27 protein-coding genes and 1 pseudogene are annotated in these 19,969 nt (G+C 33.9%); 8 read left to right on the forward strand and 20 right to left on the reverse strand.

The features are described 5' to 3' along the window. Nucleotides 1-201 precede the first annotated feature (201 nt). Both LPC09_RS15200 and cdaS read right to left on the reverse strand, forming a co-directional pair. Nucleotides 202-1,410: an MFS transporter gene (locus tag LPC09_RS15200; RefSeq protein ID WP_098799288.1), complete on the reverse strand. Its 1,209-nt coding sequence runs from the start codon at nucleotides 1,408-1,410 to the stop codon at nucleotides 202-204. Between the two features lie 83 nt (nucleotides 1,411-1,493). Further along, complete coding sequence (gene cdaS / locus LPC09_RS15205) at nucleotides 1,494-2,120, reverse strand: sporulation-specific diadenylate cyclase CdaS (RefSeq protein ID WP_098799287.1); 627 nt, start codon at nucleotides 2,118-2,120, stop codon at nucleotides 1,494-1,496. 296 nt (nucleotides 2,121-2,416) lie between these two features. On the opposite strand from cdaS, the gene LPC09_RS15210 reads away from it, so the two are divergent. Further along, nucleotides 2,417-3,778, forward strand: a complete 1,362-nt coding sequence (locus LPC09_RS15210; RefSeq protein ID WP_098799286.1) for an MATE family efflux transporter — start codon at nucleotides 2,417-2,419, stop codon at nucleotides 3,776-3,778. Nucleotides 3,779-3,816: 38 nt separating this feature from the next. Here LPC09_RS15210 and bshB2 read toward each other — a convergent pair whose 3' ends face one another. Genes bshB2 through rarD form a run of 4 tightly spaced genes read right to left on the reverse strand, consistent with a single transcriptional unit; the run spans nucleotide 3,817 to nucleotide 6,105 of the window. After that, a complete protein-coding gene (gene bshB2, locus LPC09_RS15215) occupies nucleotides 3,817-4,482 on the reverse strand; it encodes a bacillithiol biosynthesis deacetylase BshB2 (RefSeq protein WP_098799285.1) in 666 nt (221 codons plus the stop codon). A 26-nt stretch (nucleotides 4,483-4,508) separates the two neighbouring features. Beyond that, nucleotides 4,509-4,859 (reverse strand): YojF family protein, encoded by a 351-nt coding sequence (locus tag LPC09_RS15220; protein ID WP_231307706.1) that lies wholly within the window; start codon nucleotides 4,857-4,859, stop codon nucleotides 4,509-4,511. A gap of 11 nt (nucleotides 4,860-4,870) precedes the next feature. Continuing rightward, a complete protein-coding gene (locus LPC09_RS15225) occupies nucleotides 4,871-5,137 on the reverse strand; it encodes a hypothetical protein (protein ID WP_231309767.1) in 267 nt (88 codons plus the stop codon). 26 nt (nucleotides 5,138-5,163) lie between these two features. Beyond that, complete coding sequence (gene rarD, locus LPC09_RS15230) at nucleotides 5,164-6,105, reverse strand: EamA family transporter RarD (protein ID WP_098799781.1); 942 nt, start codon at nucleotides 6,103-6,105, stop codon at nucleotides 5,164-5,166. A 185-nt stretch (nucleotides 6,106-6,290) separates the two neighbouring features. Between rarD and LPC09_RS15235 the strand changes: the two genes are divergently transcribed. Then, on the forward strand, nucleotides 6,291-6,785 hold the full coding sequence (locus tag LPC09_RS15235) for an Hsp20/alpha crystallin family protein (protein ID WP_098799780.1): 495 nt from the start codon (nucleotides 6,291-6,293) through the stop codon (nucleotides 6,783-6,785). A 185-nt stretch (nucleotides 6,786-6,970) separates the two neighbouring features. Here LPC09_RS15235 and LPC09_RS15240 read toward each other — a convergent pair whose 3' ends face one another. The 4 genes from LPC09_RS15240 to LPC09_RS15255 all read right to left on the reverse strand — a co-directional run bounded on the left by LPC09_RS15240 (nucleotide 6,971) and on the right by LPC09_RS15255 (nucleotide 9,980). Further along, nucleotides 6,971-8,422 (reverse strand): IS1182 family transposase, encoded by a 1,452-nt coding sequence (locus LPC09_RS15240; protein WP_231307707.1) that lies wholly within the window; start codon nucleotides 8,420-8,422, stop codon nucleotides 6,971-6,973. 134 nt (nucleotides 8,423-8,556) lie between these two features. Next, complete coding sequence (locus LPC09_RS15245; protein WP_098799808.1) at nucleotides 8,557-8,766, reverse strand: hypothetical protein; 210 nt, start codon at nucleotides 8,764-8,766, stop codon at nucleotides 8,557-8,559. Between the two features lie 147 nt (nucleotides 8,767-8,913). Beyond that, nucleotides 8,914-9,651, reverse strand: coding sequence for an SDR family oxidoreductase (locus LPC09_RS15250; protein ID WP_098799809.1), 738 nt, complete (start codon nucleotides 9,649-9,651; stop codon nucleotides 8,914-8,916). A gap of 2 nt (nucleotides 9,652-9,653) precedes the next feature. Then, on the reverse strand, nucleotides 9,654-9,980 hold the full coding sequence (locus LPC09_RS15255; protein WP_098799810.1) for a winged helix-turn-helix transcriptional regulator: 327 nt from the start codon (nucleotides 9,978-9,980) through the stop codon (nucleotides 9,654-9,656). A gap of 144 nt (nucleotides 9,981-10,124) precedes the next feature. Here LPC09_RS15255 and LPC09_RS15260 point away from each other — a divergent pair, with 144 nt between their 5' ends. Next, entirely contained in the window at nucleotides 10,125-10,748 is a 624-nt protein-coding gene (locus LPC09_RS15260) for a nitroreductase family protein (protein ID WP_098799811.1), read from the forward strand. A gap of 49 nt (nucleotides 10,749-10,797) precedes the next feature. Here the strand turns inward: LPC09_RS15260 and wrbA are convergent. After that, a pseudogene (gene wrbA, locus LPC09_RS15265) lies at nucleotides 10,798-11,387 on the reverse strand (NAD(P)H:quinone oxidoreductase). Between the two features lie 169 nt (nucleotides 11,388-11,556). Beyond that, a complete protein-coding gene (locus LPC09_RS15270) occupies nucleotides 11,557-12,945 on the reverse strand; it encodes a S41 family peptidase (RefSeq protein ID WP_098799813.1) in 1,389 nt (462 codons plus the stop codon). 405 nt (nucleotides 12,946-13,350) lie between these two features. Here LPC09_RS15270 and LPC09_RS15275 point away from each other — a divergent pair, with 405 nt between their 5' ends. The 3 genes from LPC09_RS15275 to LPC09_RS15285 all read left to right on the forward strand — a co-directional run bounded on the left by LPC09_RS15275 (nucleotide 13,351) and on the right by LPC09_RS15285 (nucleotide 14,731). Next, nucleotides 13,351-13,623, forward strand: coding sequence for a hypothetical protein (locus LPC09_RS15275; RefSeq protein WP_098799814.1), 273 nt, complete (start codon nucleotides 13,351-13,353; stop codon nucleotides 13,621-13,623). A gap of 58 nt (nucleotides 13,624-13,681) precedes the next feature. Then, the gene (locus LPC09_RS15280) at nucleotides 13,682-14,389 is read left to right on the forward strand and encodes a class I SAM-dependent methyltransferase (protein WP_176551263.1); all 708 of its coding nucleotides are present in this window, start codon (nucleotides 13,682-13,684) and stop codon (nucleotides 14,387-14,389) included. 84 nt (nucleotides 14,390-14,473) lie between these two features. Continuing rightward, on the forward strand, nucleotides 14,474-14,731 hold the full coding sequence (locus tag LPC09_RS15285) for a hypothetical protein (protein WP_098799816.1): 258 nt from the start codon (nucleotides 14,474-14,476) through the stop codon (nucleotides 14,729-14,731). Nucleotides 14,732-14,780: 49 nt separating this feature from the next. Here the strand turns inward: LPC09_RS15285 and LPC09_RS15290 are convergent, their stop codons facing one another. The 3 genes from LPC09_RS15290 to deoD form a co-directional block, all read right to left on the reverse strand. Beyond that, nucleotides 14,781-15,293 (reverse strand): mismatch-specific DNA-glycosylase, encoded by a 513-nt coding sequence (locus LPC09_RS15290; protein ID WP_231307708.1) that lies wholly within the window; start codon nucleotides 15,291-15,293, stop codon nucleotides 14,781-14,783. A gap of 11 nt (nucleotides 15,294-15,304) precedes the next feature. Continuing rightward, nucleotides 15,305-16,087 carry a M15 family metallopeptidase gene (locus tag LPC09_RS15295; protein WP_231307709.1) on the reverse strand — a complete coding sequence of 261 codons (783 nt, stop codon included), beginning with the start codon at nucleotides 16,085-16,087 and terminating at the stop codon, nucleotides 15,305-15,307. Nucleotides 16,088-16,312: 225 nt separating this feature from the next. After that, nucleotides 16,313-17,023 carry a purine-nucleoside phosphorylase gene (gene deoD, locus LPC09_RS15300; protein WP_098799437.1) on the reverse strand — a complete coding sequence of 237 codons (711 nt, stop codon included), beginning with the start codon at nucleotides 17,021-17,023 and terminating at the stop codon, nucleotides 16,313-16,315. Between the two features lie 197 nt (nucleotides 17,024-17,220). Between deoD and LPC09_RS15305 the strand changes: the two genes are divergently transcribed. Together LPC09_RS15305 and LPC09_RS15310 are read left to right on the forward strand one after the other, a co-directional pair. Next, on the forward strand, nucleotides 17,221-17,358 hold the full coding sequence (locus LPC09_RS15305) for a hypothetical protein (protein ID WP_176551226.1): 138 nt from the start codon (nucleotides 17,221-17,223) through the stop codon (nucleotides 17,356-17,358). 14 nt (nucleotides 17,359-17,372) lie between these two features. After that, complete coding sequence (locus LPC09_RS15310) at nucleotides 17,373-17,513, forward strand: hypothetical protein (protein ID WP_176551227.1); 141 nt, start codon at nucleotides 17,373-17,375, stop codon at nucleotides 17,511-17,513. Between the two features lie 37 nt (nucleotides 17,514-17,550). On the opposite strand, the gene LPC09_RS15315 is transcribed toward LPC09_RS15310, so the two are convergent. The 5 genes from LPC09_RS15315 to LPC09_RS15335 all read right to left on the reverse strand — a co-directional run bounded on the left by LPC09_RS15315 (nucleotide 17,551) and on the right by LPC09_RS15335 (nucleotide 19,955). Continuing rightward, nucleotides 17,551-17,862: a YodL domain-containing protein gene (locus LPC09_RS15315; RefSeq protein ID WP_098799438.1), complete on the reverse strand. Its 312-nt coding sequence runs from the start codon at nucleotides 17,860-17,862 to the stop codon at nucleotides 17,551-17,553. 67 nt (nucleotides 17,863-17,929) lie between these two features. Further along, nucleotides 17,930-18,556 (reverse strand): phosphatase PAP2 family protein, encoded by a 627-nt coding sequence (locus tag LPC09_RS15320; RefSeq protein ID WP_231307710.1) that lies wholly within the window; start codon nucleotides 18,554-18,556, stop codon nucleotides 17,930-17,932. Between the two features lie 114 nt (nucleotides 18,557-18,670). Continuing rightward, on the reverse strand, nucleotides 18,671-18,808 hold the full coding sequence (locus LPC09_RS15325; protein ID WP_176551228.1) for a hypothetical protein: 138 nt from the start codon (nucleotides 18,806-18,808) through the stop codon (nucleotides 18,671-18,673). Between the two features lie 125 nt (nucleotides 18,809-18,933). Further along, nucleotides 18,934-19,074 carry a hypothetical protein gene (locus tag LPC09_RS15330; RefSeq protein ID WP_176551229.1) on the reverse strand — a complete coding sequence of 47 codons (141 nt, stop codon included), beginning with the start codon at nucleotides 19,072-19,074 and terminating at the stop codon, nucleotides 18,934-18,936. 107 nt (nucleotides 19,075-19,181) lie between these two features. Further along, a complete protein-coding gene (locus tag LPC09_RS15335) occupies nucleotides 19,182-19,955 on the reverse strand; it encodes a MerR family transcriptional regulator (RefSeq protein ID WP_231307711.1) in 774 nt (257 codons plus the stop codon). Between the last annotated feature and the right edge of the window lie 14 nt (nucleotides 19,956-19,969).

Here is a 19,969-nt window from a genome sequence, read left to right on the forward strand (position 1 = left end):
ACAACAATAAATGACATAAAAATTTCATTGAATAGTAGTTTTACAGAATAACAGGAAAAAAGAGACAAAACTTTTATTTTTATCATACAAAACATTACACTTGTAGACAATCATTTCTTTTATGAAGAACCATCTTTATTTAAAATTTATAAATTATTTAAATAAAAAAGGCCGGGTCCATTCCAGACCCATACCCAATTGTTAAACTATTTTTTTCTGATTATCTAGTAATCTCTTATTTGCTCCAATCTTAAAATGCTGCACACCAAAAATAAATACTGCCACTAAAGAAATCACACCAAAAACAATAACCATATATTTTAGACCAATTGTATCAAGAAATAATCCTGTACTTAATAAAACTACTTGAAACATGATGCGGTCAAACATATTTCGAAACGAAAAGAAACGACCGTGATATTCTTTATCGATTTTCGTTTGAAAGATCGTAGCAGCAATTGGGAAAAAGCAACCAACTGCAAAGCCAAAAATTCCAAAAGAAATAAGTGACATTATTTTTACATCACTAAAAAATAATGAAAGGTGGGCCAAAGATATAACAAAGGAGAAAATAAACATTAGTTTAATTGGCTCCACAAGATGTGTAATTCGTTTGACGAAGAAAGCACCAATCATAAATGAAACACCTTCTGCTGTATAAAGAAGGCCTTTAATTGCAGCGTCTCCTTGCGTTTCACTAATATTAATAACCATTAAATTAAAGCCACCTAGAAACAATACTGGAACAAATGTTAACACAAGTGCCATCATGGCAATCGGTGTACGTCTCAAGACTGGTATTATTTCTGTAAATCCTGCTGATTTTTTCCCCTTCACTTTGTTTGATTCAGGTTCTTCAAATGATAACAAGTATGTTGTTGCTAAAATCGTAACATAAGCCATCATTGACCCTATATAAAGAAAACTAATATCCATAATTACTAATAAAATTCCACCAAGAGCTGTCCCTGCAACACGTGAGATAGTCGATACATTCATATGAACTCCATTCATTTGAATGTAGTCCTTCTCTTCTACTATTAAAGGTATAACAGACTGTAAGGCAGGAAAATAAAAGGCCGCACTAATTTGAATGCAAACCATAAAACAAATCATAAAGATAATCGATTCGAACTCTAGTGCTAAAAACATAAATATTACACTTAAAGTTCTGCCTATTCCAGCATAGATTAGGACTTTCTTTTTTGAGTAACTGTCAATCACTCTACCCGCAAGTGGTCCAACCATAACACCCGCTAATAATCCTAAAAACAAAATCATTGATTTCATAAAATCTGAAGGAACATATTTTTGCATGAACTCTAAGTTACCGATAATCCCCAGCCATAAACCAAGACCGGCAACAAGTTCCCCAACCAACAAAATCCAAACATTTTTATTTTTCCACATGCTCTCAGCTTCTTCCAATATAATTCACAATATAAGTCAACTATAACACCGATATTTTTATTTCGCTATACGAAATAAATACTTTATTGAAGATTCGAATCAGGGGTGCTAATCGGATATAATGTTCCCTCTAGAGCAAATGACATTTTCCCCGTTTCTTCAGAAACAATTAATATTAAAGCATCTGTTAATTCAGATAGACCAATAGCTGCGCGGTGTCTTGTCCCAACCTTTTCTTGACCAAAATTTTGTGAAGATAGAGGTAAAACATTTGCAGCAGATATCATATAATCCCCTTTAATCAAAACAGCACCATCATGAAGGGGATTTCCGGGATAAAAGATGCTTTCAATTAGTCGGTTTGATAATGTTGCATTTAATTGTATTCCCTCTTGAATTAGATGATCTACATTTTGTTGTCGCTCAACAACAATTAGCGCACCATGTCGTCGTTCCGATAGATTTTTAATCGCCTTAGCAATTTCTATGTACTGACTCGTAAATTCCGCAATATATGCCTTTAAATAGAAAAAAGACGCAGTTGATTGTATTTCATTAAATCGATCCCTTATTTGGGCGAGTTCACATAATAAACAATACTCCTTTTCTCCTATAGATAATCGCATTTTCTCGGCTTCTTCAATAATTTGTTCAAGGTGAAAAGAAATATGATGTTTAATAGAAGAAAATGTGTTGTGTTCATTTTGCATATGTAATCAAGCCTCCTTTTCTTTAGTCTTTTCATTGATAAAAAACTTATGTTAACTAAGTCCATGTGTATTTTTTCCAATTGAAAAACCATACTAATAATAGGAGGCGTTTTACATGATTACACATAAAATTTTGCAGTATACATTTAGCATTCTTGGTGTTATTTCATTAGGATTTTTTTATTATCAAATGTTTAAAGGTGAATCAAGAAAATCTGATAATCAACCAAAGTAACATACCACGAATTTTTCATGATATAATTCTCAAGGTATTAAGTAGAAATGAGGATGTATAAATGAAAAATAACAGTTTAAAACGGGAAAAGCTTATTTATTTTTCGAGCATTTTATTTCCCATTCTTGTTACTCAGCTTGGACTTTATGCTATGAACTTTTTTGACACAACAATGTCAGGTAAAGTTCATCCAAACGACCTTGCCGGCGTTGCGATTGGTTCAAGCCTTTGGGTACCTGTTTACACAGGATTAAGTGGAATTTTACTTTCAATTACACCGATTGTTGCTCAGTTAGTAGGTGCAAAAAAGACAAAGAATGTTCCTTATATGGTTGTACAAGGAATATACGTCAGTATTGTGATTTCAATCATTGTTACTATACTTGGTGTTATTGTTTTAGATCCGATATTGAATAATATGGGATTAGATAAACCTGTTTCACATATTGCAAAATGGTACCTTATTTCGTTGTCACTTGGCATCTTACCTTTATTTATTTACGCCGTATTAAGATGTTTTATTGATGCACTAGGATATACAAGAATAACTATGTTCGTTACGCTTTGCTCTTTACCAATTAATTTTGTATTTAATTACTTATTTATCTTCGGTAAACTAGGCTTTCCTAAACTAGGTGGAATCGGTGCAGGTGTCGCATCAGCTATTACATATTGGTGTATCACAGCAATAGCAGTGATCATTGTTATGAAGCAATCTCCTTTTAAAAAATACGGTATTTTTAAAACGTTTTATTCTGTTTCGATAAAAGCATGGATGGAAATATTAAAAATCGGTGTTCCAATCGGTTTATCAATTTTCTTTGAAACAAGTATTTTTGCTGCTGTTACTCTTTTAATGAGTCAATATAATACAATTACGATTGCCTCACATCAAGCAGCAATAAATTTCGCCTCATTTCTATATATGATTCCACTAAGTATTTCAATGGCCCTTACTATTGTTGTCGGACATGAGGTTGGGGCGAAACGAATTAGAGATGCTAAACAATATAGTTATTTAGGAATTAGCATGGCTATCTTTTTATCCGTTTTGTCAGCTGCGCTTATTTATTTCTTTAGACCTGAAGTTGCATCAATTTACACAGAAAATTCTGCTGTTTTAAAACTAACACAAGACTTTTTAATTTACGCAATTTTCTTCCAGCTTTCTGATGCAATAGCAGCACCAATACAAGGAGTCCTTAGAGGTTATAAAGATGTTAATGTAACATTTATTATGGCCCTAATATCATATTGGGTCATTGGATTACCTATAGGATATCTTTTAGCAACGTTTACTTCTCTTGATGCATTCGGCTATTGGATCGGCTTAATATCAGGCCTAGCAGCAGGTGCTGTAGGCCTTTCAGCAAGATTATTTGTTATTCAACGTAGAAACGAATCTGCATTAGGCAATTCATAACAAAAAACCCTCAGAAATTTGAGGGTTTTTCTTTCTACTTAATTATTCCACTTATACGTATAAAAGACTTCATTTTCAAACCAATGCATAACCTCTGGATCTTTGTTAAGGAACTTCTCTTCCATTGCTTTTAACATACCTTCTGTTTGAGAACGATGAGCTTTTAAAGCATTTAATTTAATATCTGCTACATCTGTAATGTTTATCTGTACATCAGGATGACCAATCACTTCGAAACGATTTTTTGTAATCGCCATACAATACGTCATTGGTCGTTCTGCAATAGGTTTACGGTTTAATGCACGAATAACTCCTGCACCACATGCATCATGATCAGGATGAACACCATGACCTGGATAAAATGTAACAATTAATGTTGGTTTTACTTCATCAATAATTGTCTCAAAAAGATCAGCTAATTGTTCATCATCTTCAAATTCTAATGTTTTATCACGTAGTCCGAGCATTCGTAAATCTTGAATATCCATAGCAGCACAAGCATCCATTAATTCCTTTTTTCTTATTTCTGGTAATGTTTCACGGTTGGCAAATAGAGGGTTTCCCATATTCCTGCCCATTTCACCTAAAGTTCCACATGCATATGTAACAGGTATTCCTGCTTTTCTTTTTTGCGCGATTAATCCAGCTACTCCAAATGCTTCATCATCAGGATGTGGTAAGATTACTAGAACATGTTCTTTCATTAAATACACTCCTTTTGCCGATCATCTTAATTTTCAAACGGTGTTTCACTTATTTGTAATGATATCGCTAACTGTCCTTCTGAATTATGTCCTGCTGTTAACAATTGGTTATTTTCGTTATACACCCAATCTGTTAACCCTTCAGCATAGATCCAACCTTCTTCTAGCTTCAATCCAATTCGATATGGTCCATTACCCGTAATTTTAGCTTGATGATATTTCACCTTTGCATTTCGAATAAACGCAACTACTGTCATGCTTTTTTCATCTTTATGTGCCGAATAAGAGCCAGTAGTTGTTTCTAAATGAATATATACTGGTTTGTTTAGAAATGTATTTAAATATGCTTGTACATCTTCTTGTACAATTCTTTTCATAAATTAGCCCCCTAAGTAGGATTTTTTGTTAAGTTTTCCATCACTTTAAGATGAATTTCAATTAAACCGAGTTTTTGGTCTTGATTAAGTGAAGAAGAGAGTATTCGCTTAACCGACAAATGAAATTTAAAATGGATATTCTTACGAAGACGCGGATGAGTCATTTCATCTAACAATTCTTTTGTGATGGCATTCATCAGCGTCTCATTTTCGTTATTTTCAACAGGTAATTCACGATTTGTCCATAACTGTCTGTATGCATGCAATAAACCATTCATTTCCAAAATAAACCTCCACTCAAAGTTTACATCTCCAGTGAATTCCGATTTTTAAGCTTGAATTCTGCTTTTTTGAAGGATCTGGAATTTGATAACGTAAATAACAGTAGTGATGTCCATATACATGAGAATGTCATCACTTCAATTTTTGTAAAGGGTTCTTTATACAGTACAATTCCTATTATTAAAGTAATTGTAGGAGCTATGTATTGTAGAACACCAACCATAAACAGCGGAATTCTCTGTGCTCCACTTGCAAAAAGTAGCAAAGGAACAGCTGTTGCAATTCCAGCTCCAATTAAAAGTAAATTTGTTGGTACATGAAAAGATAGAAATTCAAGTTCCCCTTGAGTAGCAAGCATTATTAAATAAATTATCGCGATTGGTGTGACAGCCATTGTTTCAAAAGTAAGGCCGATCCCCGAGCTTAGTTTTGTTATTTTTTTAGTTAAACCGTATAAACCAAAACTTAATGCCAATGTAACCGCAACAAATGGAATTTGCCCATAATGATAGGTCATAATGAAAACACCAACTGCCGCAATTAAGAAAGAAAGTTTTTGCCATAAATTTAACTTTTCTTTAAAAAAGAGCATTCCTAGCAAAACACTAATTAACGGGTTTATATAATAACCTAAGCTTGCCTCAATCAAATGATCATTATTTACTGACCAAATATACACAAACCAGTTGATACTAATTAACAATGATGAAACAACTAGTAAAAAAATCAATCCTGGATTATTAATCATTCTTTTACTCACATCTTTTACATTTTTCCATTCTTTCGTAAAAGTGAGCAAAGCAATCATAAAAATGAAGGACCAGAAGATTCTGTGTGCTAAAATTTCTTCAGGTGAAACATTGTTAATCATTTTCCAATATAGAGGTAATATCCCCCAAAGGATATAAGAAAAAGCCGTGTAAAAGAGCCCTTTCTTGTATGTATTTTCTTCTGTTGTATTCATCTTGTTTACCTCGATTCTTATGCCTTTCTCAATCAATCTCGACTTTCAAAGTACACTATTCTTCCTCCACCTAAAACTCATTATAAACTTGTTAGAAGCTGTCCCACAACATATTAGCTTTCTAACCCATTTCCCTTCCCATGCATACTCTATATTATCAAATCAGGTATAAAGGAAGTGAAGATATGTTTCCTTGGAATAATAAACAATTTCCATTTGATCAATCCGGTTTTATGAAGCATTTAAACAAGATGAATCCAAAAGACGTCGAATCCTATATTCAAAACGTTATGAAAAATGTTTTTAGTGGAGATTTTACACAGGGATTTCCTTTTCAAGGTAATATGACAGGTAACGATCCTTCAGGATTTCCTTTTCAAGGAGATTTCTCAAAAAGTGAGACGCAAGTGAAGCCCCAGCCGGAAATCTTTGAAACAAATGATTTTGTTTATGTAAAGCTTCCCTTGTCAAGCAAAGATAACAAGAATTTAAAATTACAACACACAAATCATCAGCTTATTCTTATAAACTACCCTAAAGAAAATGAACAATCTAAATACATGTTGCCAAGCCCTGTTAAGAGAAAGGGAACTCGAGCACGATTTTTAGATGATTACCTTGAAATTCAATTTATTCGATTAGATGAAAGTAATATTTCTGAAATAGATATTTCATATTAAATCTTAATGTTATTGTTTGATAATCGTTTCAAATGAGAAAAAACTACCTACTTTATTAGGAGGCCACTGAAAATCTGACGATTTTAAAGATTATTCATGTGAGTTTAAAAAGAGCCGACTTTTTTTCCTTTTTTAGGAATTAAAGTCGGCTCTTTCTTTGCATTAGCCACATATTTTCTCTAATTTTACCCTAGTAGCTTTAGAATTCTTTTAATGTTTACCGTAAATATAGCCATGGCGCCTTGCAACTCCATGCTAATTAGACCCGAGGATTTTGCCACATTATACCCGTGTCTGTGTTTTAATTCACTATTTTTCGCTTCAATTTTATAACGCTCTTTAGACTTTTCCTTAAAATATACACTTTTCTGGAATTGTGCTTGGGATGAATGTTGATCAGACTTAAGGGAAACAGAATATGTTTTACTTTTGGCTCCCTCTTTGTAGCACCCTTCTCTGAAAGGACATCTCTTGCATTTTTCAACATTAAAATAGTAGGTATCAACTTGGTTTTTGCCTACTCCTTTTTTACCTTGCCTAGCTTTCCGTACAGCCATATGCCCTGCCTTGCAGACATACATGCCCGCATCCTTATTGAATTCAAATTCATCCTCTTTTTTTCGGGTACCCTGAGTTATGGAAGGATTTAATTTTGAGACCAGTTTAATTCCATTTTCCTTACTATATTGAATGTTGTCTTTCTCAGAATACGCAGTATCCCCAATAACCGTTTCAATTTCCATTCCTGCATCTATACTTTTCTCAACAAGTGTCTGTAGCTCTTTTCCATCATTTTTTTCTCCGGTTGTAATCGTTGCGGCTGTAATAATTCGCTCTTCACTCATCGCCAGATGAGTTTTATAGCCAAAGAATGATGAGTCAGCTGCTTTGTGTCCGACTTTGGCATCTAGATCATTCATGGACTGTAGCTGTTCGATATCATCTGCAACGGCTTCTTTCAGGAGATTAAGATGTTCCTTGACTTTTGGATACTCTAAAAGGCTTTCTTCCTTTTCAATCACTTCAATGAGCTCTTGGGAATAAGTAATCTCATCTTCAAGTAGATCATTGTTTGGCTTTACGGGGAATTTCTTCTTCATACTCTCGTTAATTTTATAAATTGCTTTTCTGAGGTTTTTGGAGCGCTCCATTAGTATTTCTTTTGGAGTCATTTGATTATATCTCGCCTTTGTATGGGTGGCATCTACAATAATGGACTTGCTTTTAATAATCTCTTTCTCAATGGCAATCTCCACTGTCTTATTGATAAGCATGTCTAATAAGTTCATGTCTTTTAACCTAAGCTTACGAAACTTTGTCAAAGAACTTGAATCAATAACGGCTTCCTCCGGAGCCATATCCAAAAAATATTTGAAGGACATATCATATTTTGAACGCTCGATAATATCAACATCTGAAACATCATGAATGGTTTTCAAAAACAAATATTTAAACATGCGAATAGGATCTATCGCATTCCGCCCATTATCTAGACAATATTTATCCTTTAATTCTTCGTAAATAAAAGAAAAGTCAATTAGATCCTTAATTCTTCGTAACATATTATCCTGAGGAACGACGATATCATATAGAGCCACATATGGACTAAACATCATTGTTTGTTGTTGTTGTATCATTGGAAACCACCCACTTATATTTATAATTTTAATTATAAAGTAAAAAAGGTAGAAAGGTTCACCTAAGTGAATCTTTCTACCTTTTACTTGGACTTTTTCAGTGGCCTCCTTTATTAGCAGGTAGTTTTTTCTCATTAGTAGAAAGGATAACCGCCATATGGAGTTCCATAACCATAACCGTAACCGTATCCACCATAAGGATATCCATAGAAAGGTGGTCTTGGTCTAAAGATCGCACTTCCAACTAACCCACCTAATAAGCCTCCAACAAAAGGACCTCCCCAGAAAAATCTCCCACCAGGATAAGGTCTACGAAAATCATTACGCATCATATAAGGTGCCATTTTTTTACCTCCTCTAAAATATACCTACACTACTTCATATTCATTTAGAGGAATATTGGAGTGGGCTCACACCCACTTTATTAGGTAAATGACATATTTTTTACGGTTTTAGAAATGTCCCGCAAAATAAAATTCCTGCATTATATATTATTCCTCATAAATCATCTTTTTCGTCATACCACCATCCACAACAATGTTAGTACCAGTAACAAAATCATTGTCTTCAGATGTTAAATAAAAACAAGCCTTTGCTATATCAGATGGTTTTCCGACTCTATTTGATAAATGTTGAGCATGATCTTTTTCTCGAAGTGCTTCATACTCTCCAGTTTCAATCCACCCTGGCGAAATAGCATTCACTTGAATATTATCTGAACTAAAAGAAGTGGCCAATGCATGTGTAAGGGCAACAATCCCGCCTTTTGTTGCAGCATATGCCTCAGAATTTTCTTCAGACATAAGTGCTCTTGTTGAAGCTATATTAACAATTTTCCCACCTTTGTTCATTTTCATCACTTTTGCAGCTTCTCTTGAAGCAAACATAACACTCCGTAAATTAGTATGAATTATCTTCTCCCATTCTTCTACAGAAATGTCATACGGTGAAAACCATTTAGAAAGTCCAGCATTGTTAATTAAGATATCTACTGTATTATATTTTACTACTGCTTGCTCTATTAAGTTCTCAATATCGGCCACATTTGATACATCTGTTCTTGTAAATGTGGCCTCCAGTCCTTGATTTTTACAAGTTTGTTCTAAATCCAAACCAGCTTGCTCTTCTATGTCTGCAATCACAACATTATACCCTTTTGCTGAATATTGAAGGACAAGTTCCTTGCCGATCCCGTTTGCACCACCAGTGACAATCACAGTTCTTTTCATTCCTAATTGTCCTCCTTTTGTTCAATACAATGTTTATTGGCCCAGATTCCTATTTCATTAATTACTCCCGTTAAGTCTTTCCCTTTTTCCGTTAACTCGTATATCACTTTTACTGGAGTATCGTCGATAACAATTCTCTTTAAAAGACCTTCATTTTCCAGTTCCTTAAGGCGTTCAGATAACATCTTTTGACTAATACTAGGGATAATATCAGTTAAGTCTTTAAACCGTTTTGGTCCATCCAATAAAACATGAATGATAATACCAATCCAACGTTTTCCCAAAAGCCTAAATGCAGATTCCATTTTTGGACAAAGATTGATTTTCAAGTGATCACTCCTTGCTTCGTATCTCTTGACTCATTTTAACACTTCAATTAAGATATGTTTTATGAGTAAACACTTACTAAAAGTTAGTTTATTACTTTTAGTATAAAACATGCGATACATGAAATCAACTTAGGAGGGTTTCTCATGAATACAGATTACCTAGACGATGTAAAAACAGTTATTAATAATCGCGCATCTGTTCGTCACTATAATCCAAACAAGAAAATAACAAAAGAAGAACTAACAGAAATTTTAACATTAGCAACTAAAGCTCCATCAGCATGGAACTTACAACATTGGCATTTCTCTGTTTTTCATTCAGATGAATCTAAACAAAAGCTGTTGCCAATTGCCTATAATCAAAACCAAATAGTAGAATCATCTGCTGTTGTTGCATTATTAGGTGATCTAGAAGCAAATCTTAATACAGATACAGTATATGCTCCGCTTGTTGATGCCGGCTATATGACATCCGAGATTAAAGAAACACTTGCAGGCCAAATTAACCGAGCTTACGAAAATAAAGGATTTGCAAGAGATGCTGCATTTTCAAACGCATCATTAGCAGCAATGCAACTTATACTTGCCGCTAAAGCCAATGGCTATGACTCCTGTGCAATTGGTGGGTTTAATAAGGATCAATTCATTGAGGAGTTTTCCGTATCAGAAAGATATGTTCCAATTATGCTAATCACACTTGGACAAGCAGCTAAACCAGCTCATAAAAGCAATCGTTTAGATATTGACACTGTAACAACTTGGTTGTAGCAAAAGAAATGTAGGGTGTCTCGTAAAAACTGAGACACCCTACATTTTTTCATTTTAATTTTTCAGCAATTGAAATTGTTCGTTTTGCCTGAAATTTAACCGCTTCTTCCACATCTTCTTTCATATTCCCATCTGAATCAACTGTTACACTCGTGCCATATGGATTCCCTCCAGCAGCAAATGTCACAGGATCAGCATATCCCGGAGCTGCTACAATTGCTCCCCAATGATACATTGTGGTATATAAGCTTAAAATTGTTTGTTCCTGGCCGCCATGTAGGTTGTTTGCCGAACTCATCGCACTTACAACTTTATTAACAAGCTTTCCATTAAACCAAAGACCACCTGTTGTGTCGAGGAACTGCTTCATTTGAGCTGGTACATTCCCAAAACGTGTTGGTACGCTGAAAATAATTGCATCCGCCCACTCTAGATCATCAAGTTTTACTTCAGGGACATCTTTAGTTTCCTCTAAATGACTTTTCCACGCTTGATTCGATTCAATTGCTTCTTTTGGAGCAAGCTCAGGAACTTTTAGAACCTTTACTTCTGCTCCAGTTTCTTTTGCGCCTTGCTCTGCCCATTGTAGTTCGTACCTGTTGAACTGTAATAAATGATTGCTAGTTTAACGCTTGACATTCATCATCTCTCCCTTTTCATTGAAAAAATAAATTGAGGTATGTATAAAACAACCTTTAGTATAGATATTTCGTTCTTACACATTCTTTACCACAATTTATAAATTGTAATCATGTTTTTTGATTAAATAAGAAAAGCAACGCTTCTTTGGGAGCGCTGCTTTCTTATCTTAAAGTTGTTCTTTTAGTACAGAAATTGCTTTTTCAAGTTGAGTGTCGTTATCTTTTATTTTGTTTTGAATTAATTCGATTATTTTTATTGTTGTATCTTTTGTTATTTCCCCATCAACAGTTAGGCCTTGGTCTTCTTGAAATTGTTTTACCACGTTTTCTGTGTTTGCATCAAAATATCCTTTTTCACTTACATCATTATAGCCAAGAGCTTTTAACATTTGTTGTGCTGCGTTCACTTCAGGTGTTGAATCTCCTAATTTTAAAACATTGTCAGGATTAATATAAGGAAGATTAGCATATGCCGGAAGTTCAACTTTTACTGTTGGCTCGATTCCCTTTTCATGAATCCAAGATCCATCTGGTGTTAACCATTTTGCTGTTGTATATTTAACAGAGGAAGAATCATCAAATGCTTTTGCTGTTTGTACAGTTCCCTTGCCAAACGTTTTTTCTCCAACTAAAGGAATTCCAGCAGACTGATGAAGAGCAGCAGCCATAATTTCTCCTGCACTTGCTGTCCCACCATCTATAATAACTGTTACTGGTAAAGTAACTACTTTATTATTTTCTGCTTTATACACTTCTTTTGCGCCTGTCCGATCTTCGACTTGTAAAATATTTTCACCTTTATCTACAAACAAATCAGACATCAAAAGAGCTTGGTCCATCAATCCGCCAGGATTTTGACGCAGATCAAGTACTAGACCTTTTACATTTTTACCTTGTAGTTCTTTTAGTGCATTAGAAAGTTCTTCACCTGTTGTTTCCGAGAACTTTGTAATTTGTATTTTACCAATATTATCTTCTATTACCTCATAATAAACAGTTTCTAGAGGAATTGTGTCTCGTGTAATCGTAAATGTTAATTCACCAACACCAGCTCGTTGTACCAAGAGGTTAACTTTTGTTCCTTTTTCCCCTCTTATCTTCAAAACCGCCTCATTAACTGAGAGTCCTTCAACTGATTCGTCATTTACTTTAAGAATGACATCTTTAGGTTTTAATCCAACTTCTTCTGCAGGAGATCCTTTTATTGGTGAAACAATCATAATGCTCCCATTGCTTTCTTGGATTTCAGCACCAATACCTTCAAACGATGATGAAATGTTTTCACTAAAGCTTTTTGCTTCTTCAACATCCATGTAGACAGAGTATGGATCCTCCAGTGAATCGACCATTCCTTTGATGGCGCCTTCTACTAACTTAGTCGTGTCAACATCTTTGTAATAATTTGATTGTAAAATATCGTAAGTAGACCGCAATTTCGAAAATGGATCATCAGGATTACTTGAAACACTTTCCCGAGGTTGTACAACACTATAGGTAATTCCTGCTGTAATAATTGCTGTCACGATAACTGAAATAAGTAATTTACTATTCTTCACTGCTAATCTGCACCACCTTTATGTATGTACTTATTATGTCTAAGGTACAAGAATACGTCAATTATTTTGAAGGAAAGAAGAATTTCTATTTCGTAGGAACCACTTTCTTCATGCTTAACCCCAGGCATTTACCTATATTCAGTTCATTCATTTTGTTTACACAAAATTCACAAATTATTTACGTTTATAAATTATTGTCAAGACTAATGCTTGTCATAACATATATTCTCAAATACACCTTTTTAAGCAACAAAGTAAAGTTGCACAATATAAACATGTCCTTCATAAAGTTCCTAAAAATCAGTACTTTTAAACATTTTTCTGCGTTCGACAAAAACCACGATACTTTTTTATTAATTTATTGTAAAGTTTATTACACGAATGTAAATGCAAGGAGGTATTCATATGCAATTAGCAGACTACATCGGAAAAACAGATTTTGATTTAATTCATTTTTCTATATCACTAGCAAAGGAAATTGATTGTAAAATAAAAAACAAGGTGTTTTTTTATCAAAATCAAGTTTCCAACTATATAAATGATAAGATTGATCATTTTATCCATACTTTACATGTAAAAAGTGCTCTAGAATTTATTTATAAAGTTGAAATTCTCAAGATGTTAAAACCAAAATTAGACTTACTGTTTGAAAAACATCGTTTATTATCCTGTGTGTAATCACCAGTCCATCAGTTTCTGAATACTATTAGGTAGAAACTGAATGGAGGTTTGGTTTGTGAATTATTTACAAATGCTTTCTGTGTTAGGAGTTGGTGGAGCTCATCCAGGTGGTCTATTATTAACAAAGTCTATTTTCGAAAAAGAGCAATTTCCGATACCTTCTAAGATACTTGATGCTGGCTGTGGTACAGGACAAAGCTCTAGTTACCTTTATCAGTTAGGGTATGAAGTAAAAGGACTAGATAAAGATCCAGTTATGATTGAGCACGCAAAAAAAAGAAATGCCACTTTAGAAATAGATATTCCATATCTAAATCAAGATTTATCAAACATAAAAGAACCAAATGAAAGTTATGATATTGTTATGTGTGAATCTGTATTAAACTTCACACCACTAAGCGAAACACTACCCGAAATAGAAAGAGTATTAAAACCAAATGGGATTGTTATTGCAATTGAAATGATCCGAAATGAATTACTTTCAAAAGAAGATTTTGAGGAAATTTCAACATTTTATGGCTTTCCGTCTATTTTCTCCATTGAAGAATGGAAAGATCAATTTGCTAAACATAATTTAATGACCTATAAGATACTCTCTGAAAATGACTTTACCTTCCCTTCTCTTGAAGAACCTACTACAGAATTTCACTTTAATGATCTAATTCCGGAAAATACCTTTGACATTCTTTCAATGCATGAGCATATAACACTAAAATATCAAGATAAACTTTCATACCGAATCTTCTTTGCACGTAAGAAATAAATGAATTCCTCATGGATATAAGTACAATCCCTCCTTGTTCTCAAGACATATCATATTGAGACAACTGATAAAGGAGGGATTTTTTTGTCACAGCATTATTATAATTTATGTTGTCGTTATACTGGAAAAGTTGTGAGAATTAATGATAGAAACGGCCGTGTACACGTAGGAAGGATTCACCGTGTTACACCGAATAGGGTATTTATTCAACCTATGGTCCGCGGCGGTAGAGGCGGATTTGGATACGGCTACTATGGTGGTGGCTGGGGATGGGGTCCTGCTTATGGAATCGGTATTGGTTTTATTACCGGAATTGCACTAGCTGGACTTTTATGGTGGTAAACCATCTAAAAAAGGGGAGCTAATGCTCTCCTTTTTTAGTTGATTAAAATTAATTAAGGCTATCTAATAAATCCTTAACACCCTTATAGATTAATATGATATCAGAGATTTTCATTCGAACTAAACCGCTTGATGAGGGGGCGACATAATCTATAACACCTTCAACCATACTCTTATCTTGTTTTCCCCAATCGGCCTTTTTACTTTGACTGTACTGAAGATAAACACCTTTGCCGACAAAAAAAGCAATCTTTGGCTTATAAAATGATATCTTCTCTTTCAGGACTTCTCTTCCTACTTGATATTCCTCTCGGGTAATTTCATCTGCTGCTCTTGTTGGTCTAGCCACAATATTCGTAAATCCATACCCCATCTTCCATAAGGTGCTATCTTCTTCAGGGAGGTATAATCGATCTGTTAATCCAGCTTCGTAAAGAATTTTCCAAAAACGGTTATTTTTATTTGCATAATTATGTCCAACTTCACCAGAAACTAAGCTGGGATTATAGCCTATAAAAAGAATATCTAATCCTTTAGAGATTTTATCTAAATCTTTTTCCATATACTCACCAACTATATTTTTCTTACCTTTTTAAAGTATTCCTCTAATGTTAATTTATTTTCATAGATATATGTTGCCTTTTCCTTGCCAACATATCGAATATGCCATGGTTCATATTGATATTCTGTAACCAGTTCCTTGTTTAGTGGATATCGGATAATAAATCCTGCACGATGTGCATTATCACGCAACCACTTTCCCTCTTTTGTTTCGCCAAAATCTTGAGTAATCTCTAAATCTACACTTTTGCTTGTAACATCCATGGCTAAACCTGTTTGATGTTCACTTTTCCCAGGCAAAGCAACAGCTGCTAAAGCATGCTCTTCGCCACTTTGCTCTTTTTCCACATTAAAAATTCCTTGTTGCCTTGAATAAGAGCGATAACCAGATACTGCATACAGTTCAATTTCTTCCTCTTTGGCATATTTGAAAAGTTCCTCCAAAGCATCAGCTGCCTCTTTACGTAAATATTTTTTAGGAACATCTTCATCACCAAACGAAAATTCAACATTTGGAACTGTTAAATCATTTGGTTCGTAACCAGCAGGAAGACCATAAGTTTTATTTACTAAAGCAAGAATATTGTCAGGATTTTCTATTTGAATATTACCATCTACTTGTTTGACTTCATTAAAATATTTAGACTCTAATAAAAGTTCATTTGTTTGTACAGAAATACTCTTTGTGTAACTTCCATGTTGTTCCCCACTAAAGGATAATCCTCCTGAAATAACAGAACAGGCTGTTAGCATAAAAAGAAAAAGAAATATAAGAGTTAGTTTTAGATAAAACATTTGATCACCCTATCTAATCATTCATTAATAGGCGATTCATCACGTTTTTCTTATTGATGTGATAAAAAGCACTTAATCACATCATTTCCGCATATCTTATACCTTAAAACATATAAAAAAATTTTATTTCGACAAAAAAACCAAGACTTTTTACTTTATAGGAAAAAGGTAATAAATAAATATAAAAAACCGCACAAAATCTAAATGCGGTTTTTTTGCGGAATCTTACATTTCTTTTTTTATTGCAGCATCTAACGCAACAACAATCATATCATTAAAGGTAGTTTGACGTTCCTCAGCAGTTGTTTCTTCTCCAGTTAAGATATGGTCGCTCACTGTTAAAACAGATAATGCTTTACGACCAAATTTTGCTGCTAATGTATACAGTGCAGCAGACTCCATTTCAATTGCAAGTATGCCATATCTAGCCCATTTCTCAAGTTCAGCGTTATCATTATAAAACATATCAGCTGTAAAGATGTTTCCAACTTTAAGGTTGAGTCCTTTTTCAAGACCAGTATCATACGCTTTTTTAAGTAGCTCAAAATTAGCAGTCGGCGCATAATCAACTCCACCAAACGTTAAGCGATTCATTTGTGAATCTGTTGAAGCACTCATCGCTAAAATAACATCTCTTACTTTAACATCCTTTTGAATGGCACCACATGTACCTACTCTGATAAGGTTTTGAACACCATAACTGTTCATAAGTTCATTTATGTATATTGAAATAGATGGGACTCCCATCCCTGTACCTTGTACTGAAATACGCTCTCCTTTATATGTACCAGTAAAACCAAGCATTCCCCTTACTTCATTATAACAAGTTACATCTTCTAAAAATGTTTCTGCTATATACTTAGCACGTAGTGGATCACCTGGTAAGAGGACCGTTTCTGCTATTTCATTTTCTTTTGCTCCTATATGTACACTCATTAATAAAACCTCCAATTCTAAAAGTACAAAAAGTCAATTTACTATACCATATTACATGAAATTTTTAAAAAATTATAGGAAACATTTATTAACTTTACTCTTCCTTCAGCCATTCATACAAAACAAATTTTGTTAGCTTTATCATGAACCGATATGGACATGATATAAAAGTAAACAGTTTAGGGAGGTAATTTCGCATGAAAAAGAAACTTGAACAAGCCGTACAACATGCAAATGAAACAAACCCAGGTTCCCGAAATGGAACTCAACCTCATGAATCCAAGAACGCTAAAAAGAAAAAAACACATGCGACAAATAAATCTAATGAGATTTAAGGAGGAGTGTTATCATGGGTAAAAAACATCGAAACAGAAATACACCTAAGAAAAACAATCACATTTCCCCTGAAGTACTCGCAGCTGAGGAAACAGCTCATTCAAAAGAACATACTTCAGATAAACGTAAAAATGGTCCTGGTCATCATATTTAATATTAAAAAGCTGACAGAAATAGGTTTCTGTCAGCTTTTATCTTACATGTATTCGGTTAATAATCTGCCATCCTTGTGGACAGAGCTTGTAATAAGTTTGCCCCTTTTTTCCCTCATCAATTAAAACAATATCACCCGTACTTAAATACCTTGCATCATAATCTGCAGGCATGCGGTCCGCCACATTAAAAGTTTGAAATACTTTTTCTAAAACATCCTTGTGGTTATTTCCTTCAAGAATAAGCCGATAAACATCCTTGTACCCTTTTTTCTCTCCAAAACTTGGAGTTTGGAAAATGGTAATATCAAAAGATAAAGTACGTTTTCTTACTAACAAGGAATAGACCATATTTCTCCCCCTCTACGAATCCATTTCATACTATAATAATTAGCTATTAAGAGGAGAATTCCTTTATCTAATACCTTCTATTTTTGTCGATATAATGATGGGTTTTAGCAAATATTGTAGACAAAATAACTAACCAAATAAAACCTACACTCCAACCTGCTAATACGTCTGTTAGATAATGAACACCTAAATAAATTCTACTAACACCGATTAAAAATACTAGTACAGCTGTCATAACAGCTGCTATTATTCTTTTATTAGGATTCTTTATTATGTAAAATAACAATAAAAAGCTAATAAATCCATAAATGGCCGCTGAATTCATAGCATGTCCACTAGGGAAGCTATAATGAGATGCTTCATAAACGGCATCAAACGATGGTCGTTCCCGCGAGAATAACTCTTTTAATTGATAATTAAGCTGCCTGACACTGTACAGCACCACAAATAAGAAAATGACTCCAACTATTTTTCGCTTAAATAAAAAATATAGTCCAATAACAAGACATAGTGGTAAATAAAATTTTAAAGATCCCATTTCGGTAATGACCAAAAATACGTCTGTTAAAAATGGTAAACGTAATTTCTCAAAGAAAAGAGTAACACTAACATCTATGTTGTAAAAAAAATCAGTTGAATAAACAGATGCACAGGTTACAAAAATTAAACATGCAGCAATTACAAACCATTTCACACCACTTACCTCCAAATCCTTTTACTTCTTTAAAGCAAAACATTCTATCAAGTAAAAAAGACCGACTATGAACGTATCGGTCTTTTTCTATAATCTATTATAAAAAATAGATGATTATACCTTTTTATGTTTTGATTGTTCGCGGTGACCGGGTGCTGGCTTCTTTTTATAAGCATATTCTTCTGCTGTTTCTGTATCTCTATGAGCCATTATGGCCTTTTGTTCAGGACTATTATGATGTTTTTTAGACAAAACGCTCACCTCACTGAGTAAAGTTAATTGTTAGTTTCTCTATCTTCAATAAAACCATTTACCTGTTAAATAGGTAAACCTCTTACTTTAGGCTAAATACTCCCTCATTTGTATAAGGGGCACTTTTATTGACCATCAGCACCATTTAAGGTTACTCTTCGAACATGGTCATCTTCAAAACCATTTTCTCTTAGTTTCTTCGCCTTATCATCCACTAACTTCTTTTGATCTACCTCTGATGATGGTGTGTTTTTCTTCTTAGACATGTTATACCTCCAAAAAAGAATGTGTCGCAATCTTAAGTTTAGCTAAAATGGAGATTTTCATTCAGGTGCAACTACTCAATATTTGCAAAATAATATCATTCATAAACTCATTCTTCAGCTTTGTTTTGTCTTGTATAAATCAAAATTGCATCTCTTAAAAATTCAGCAGTTCCTTTATTTTCTTTATCATAAAATGCTGTGAAACGTTCATCTTCAACATACATTTGCGCTAGTCCTGCATGCGCTTCCTTTGTATAATGATCCCAATAAAAACTTAACCATTGGCGATGTAAATCTGCTGTTTTTTGAGCAAGCTCACTCTCGGGGTCACCTGTTTTAAACGCTTCATTAAGAATACTTAAAATATCAGTACCTAATTGTTCAGCTTGAGAATATTGATATTCGGACATGTTTTTTAATTTATTGTTTGATTTGTCAACTGTAGCATTACCATATTTTGACCTTATTTCCTCTCCATATTTTTGTTCATTTTCCTCAATTAATTGATCTTTGAAGCCCTCAAACTTTTCTTTGTCACTCATTGTCAATCTCCCTTCCTTTGTAGCAATTGTTTTTCTTACATTTTCAATTAGAACATTTAGTTGTGCTCGCTTAGATAAAAGATTTTCTAAATGTTCTTCAAGGGCAGCTGTTTGATCAAATGATGGAGATGATAAAATTTGTTGAATGCTATCTAAGTCAATACCAAGTTCACGATAAAACATAATTTGCTGTAATTTATTAACTTCATCATGTCCGTATATACGATAACCTGATGAATTGATTCTCGCCGGCTTAAGAATCCCAATCTCATCATAGTATCGTAAGGTTCTTGCACTCACTCCAGCCAATGTTGCTAGCTTTTTTACTGTGTATTCCATCTTCAGCCCCCCTG

It is taken from the genome of Metabacillus sp. B2-18, assembly GCF_021117275.1.
In the GTDB taxonomy this organism is placed as follows: Bacteria; Bacillota; Bacilli; order Bacillales; family Bacillaceae; genus Metabacillus.

Coding starts and splice junctions, on each gene's coding strand:
- LPC09_RS15200 (WP_098799288.1), bottom strand. CDS start 1,410: ATGTGGAAAAATAAAAATGTTTGGATTTTGTTGGTTGGGGAACTTGTT.
- cdaS (WP_098799287.1), bottom strand. CDS start 2,120: ATGCAAAATGAACACAACACATTTTCTTCTATTAAACATCATATTTCT.
- LPC09_RS15210 (WP_098799286.1), top strand. CDS start 2,417: ATGAAAAATAACAGTTTAAAACGGGAAAAGCTTATTTATTTTTCGAGC.
- bshB2 (WP_098799285.1), bottom strand. CDS start 4,482: ATGAAAGAACATGTTCTAGTAATCTTACCACATCCTGATGATGAAGCA.
- LPC09_RS15220 (WP_231307706.1), bottom strand. CDS start 4,859: ATGAAAAGAATTGTACAAGAAGATGTACAAGCATATTTAAATACATTT.
- LPC09_RS15225 (WP_231309767.1), bottom strand. CDS start 5,137: ATGAATGGTTTATTGCATGCATACAGACAGTTATGGACAAATCGTGAA.
- rarD (WP_098799781.1), bottom strand. CDS start 6,105: ATGAATACAACAGAAGAAAATACATACAAGAAAGGGCTCTTTTACACG.
- LPC09_RS15235 (WP_098799780.1), top strand. CDS start 6,291: ATGTTTCCTTGGAATAATAAACAATTTCCATTTGATCAATCCGGTTTT.
- LPC09_RS15240 (WP_231307707.1), bottom strand. CDS start 8,422: ATGATACAACAACAACAAACAATGATGTTTAGTCCATATGTGGCTCTA.
- LPC09_RS15245 (WP_098799808.1), bottom strand. CDS start 8,766: ATGGCACCTTATATGATGCGTAATGATTTTCGTAGACCTTATCCTGGT.
- LPC09_RS15250 (WP_098799809.1), bottom strand. CDS start 9,651: ATGAAAAGAACTGTGATTGTCACTGGTGGTGCAAACGGGATCGGCAAG.
- LPC09_RS15260 (WP_098799811.1), top strand. CDS start 10,125: ATGAATACAGATTACCTAGACGATGTAAAAACAGTTATTAATAATCGC.
- LPC09_RS15275 (WP_098799814.1), top strand. CDS start 13,351: ATGCAATTAGCAGACTACATCGGAAAAACAGATTTTGATTTAATTCAT.
- LPC09_RS15290 (WP_231307708.1), bottom strand. CDS start 15,293: ATGGAAAAAGATTTAGATAAAATCTCTAAAGGATTAGATATTCTTTTT.
- LPC09_RS15295 (WP_231307709.1), bottom strand. CDS start 16,087: ATGTTTTATCTAAAACTAACTCTTATATTTCTTTTTCTTTTTATGCTA.
- deoD (WP_098799437.1), bottom strand. CDS start 17,023: ATGAGTGTACATATAGGAGCAAAAGAAAATGAAATAGCAGAAACGGTC.
- LPC09_RS15305 (WP_176551226.1), top strand. CDS start 17,221: ATGAAAAAGAAACTTGAACAAGCCGTACAACATGCAAATGAAACAAAC.
- LPC09_RS15310 (WP_176551227.1), top strand. CDS start 17,373: ATGGGTAAAAAACATCGAAACAGAAATACACCTAAGAAAAACAATCAC.
- LPC09_RS15315 (WP_098799438.1), bottom strand. CDS start 17,862: ATGGTCTATTCCTTGTTAGTAAGAAAACGTACTTTATCTTTTGATATT.
- LPC09_RS15330 (WP_176551229.1), bottom strand. CDS start 19,074: ATGTCTAAGAAGAAAAACACACCATCATCAGAGGTAGATCAAAAGAAG.
- LPC09_RS15335 (WP_231307711.1), bottom strand. CDS start 19,955: ATGGAATACACAGTAAAAAAGCTAGCAACATTGGCTGGAGTGAGTGCA.